The organism is Mesorhizobium sp. M7A.F.Ca.CA.004.06.1.1, from assembly GCF_003999135.1.
In the GTDB taxonomy this organism is placed as follows: Bacteria; Pseudomonadota; Alphaproteobacteria; order Rhizobiales; family Rhizobiaceae; genus Mesorhizobium.
Map to the genome: position 1 here is coordinate 1 of NZ_RZPQ01000911.1, position 2,085 is coordinate 2,085.

Below are 2,085 nucleotides of genomic sequence, written 5' to 3' on the forward strand. Positions count from 1 at the left end.
CCAGAAAGCCAAAGAGATGTAGGCGGTCACAGCAAAGGCATGCATTGGGAAGTCGCCGCTCGCGATTGGCGCGCGCACCACTTCCAGAAAATATGTGAACGGATTCCAATGATAGGCATAGTTCTGTATACCGCCTTGCCCATGATAGGCCCAGAAGACTGGCGTAAGAAACGTACCGACCCGCATGATGTTGCCGACGATGAACTGGGCATCGGGAAAGAATGCACCCAGGAATGCGAAAACCGTTACGATTGCAGGGGTCGCGAGCACAATCAGCAATAACCCCGGGACAGACAATAGCCACTCAGCGCTGATTCCCAAGCCGCTCAGCAGCAGGATGACGATGCAACCCGCCACCGAATAGCTCGCTCGGATGACACATTGCACCGTCAGCCGCATCACATACACGAAGAGTGGCAGCCTCGTGCCTTGAATGAAACTGGCTTCGCGGGAGAACAGGGGCACGCTCAGGCTGATCATCTCCATGAGGTAGAACCAGACAACCAGGCCGATCGAAGCATAGGCCGTGTATCCGGCCGAATCCGTGTCTTTGGTCTTGAAAACGAAGATGAAAGTGCCAATGAATGCCAGATAATTGACCAGCATCCAAAGCGGGCCGAGCGTCGTGCGTCTGTGCTGATCGCCGATGTCCTCGTGGGCAAGCGCGATCCAGACCCGGTGTAATCTCATGGCCTTTGAGATGTCGTCAAAAGCGCCGTTTAGTGCCGCAATCATAGCTGGGAGTATCGCAATCCGTTGTTCTGGCGCATTATTCTTCGCTGGCCATAGCGAACCACCAAGCCCGTCTCTAATAGCCATTTCGATGGGCATATGGCAACGCATTGCGTCGTAACGCGGTGGGGAGCAGAGTCAACTGCGGCAAAACTGAGCGCATGCTGATGCTGCGTGGCTTATCTATTAGCGTTTGATAATGTTGACTTTACGGCAATCGCCCGAGCATGATCCATGTTCTCCACTGGAAGCCTCTTGTCCGAAAAAAAACCTCTAGCTATGCCCCCGCCCCCGAAGTATGCGATATAGGACGGCGGGGGCCGGGGATAGCACTTGAGCAAGGTGATTGGTCGCGAAGTAACTTCGTGTTCGCACCTCGCTGGTGTCGATGCCCTTGAGCCTGGAGTCTAGTGCCGTCCAATGAATTCCCACCTAGAAGCTGTGTTCGGGCTCAGGCCACAGATGCGGCGCGCCTTCATCATGGTCCAGGACGTGGTCATGGTCCTGGTCGCCGTGGCACTCAGCCTCGTGCTTTCGCGGTCTAATCTTTCGTTCGACGCGCTCTCCAAGGAGGGTCTGGCGACATGGGCGGGCATCGTCGTCATCAGCCATTTGCTGTTCCGCTACAGTGGCCTCTACACCACCGTCTGGCGCTTCGCCTCGACGCCGGACTTTTTCAACATCCTGAAGAGCTGCGCGATTTTGACGTTCACTCTTTACATGGCATCGCTGCTGCTGCGTTTTTACCGGCCGGTGGCGGGGCTCAACGAGCGTCAGTTCATCGTCTTCTTCCTCGTCTCCTTCACCATCATATCGGCACCCCGGCTATTCTACCGCTTCCTGCGTGACGGCGCGAGCTGGGGCATTCTTGGCCGCAAGTCCGATGATACTGAGCCCAAGCGCGCGCTGTTCGTTGGCCGGCTCGGCGAGGCCGACCTGATCATTCGCTTCACGCGCACGGCGCAACCGGCTGACTATTCCATCGCAGGCATCATGGCGACCGAGCGCGGCGCGCCATTGGGCACGCGGATTCAGGGTGTTCCCGTGGTGGCGACCCTGCCGCGTCTGATCGATGTCCTGGAAGATTACGCGACCGGCACCAAAAGCCTGGACCTGCTGATTTTCGGCAGCGGCGCCGAGCACGAAATCGAGGACTATTCGGAACTCGTGCGCATTGCCCGGCACGGCGACATAAATGTGGTGCAGTTCTCAGGCCTTTCGGAGTTGGAACAGCACGGAAAGCTGGTTCTCGACACCGTCGAGATGGAAACGATCCTGCGCCGTCCGGCGGTCGCGTCCGACATCCAGCGCATCGGCGCCTTTGTCAGCGGCAGACGCGTTCTGGTGACCGGC

The 2,085-nt window shown here is 57.7% G+C and carries 1 protein-coding gene and 1 pseudogene; one reads left to right on the forward strand and one right to left on the reverse strand.

Annotated elements, in window-relative coordinates:
- On the reverse strand, nucleotides 1–831 hold an 831-nt coding region (locus EN906_RS32025; RefSeq protein WP_245484375.1), incomplete at its 3' end, for an ABC transporter permease.
- Between the two features lie 321 nt (nucleotides 832–1,152).
- On the opposite strand from EN906_RS32025, the pseudogene EN906_RS32030 reads away from it, so the two are divergent.
- Nucleotides 1,153–2,085 (forward strand): annotated as a pseudogene (locus tag EN906_RS32030) (polysaccharide biosynthesis protein); the annotation flags it as partial.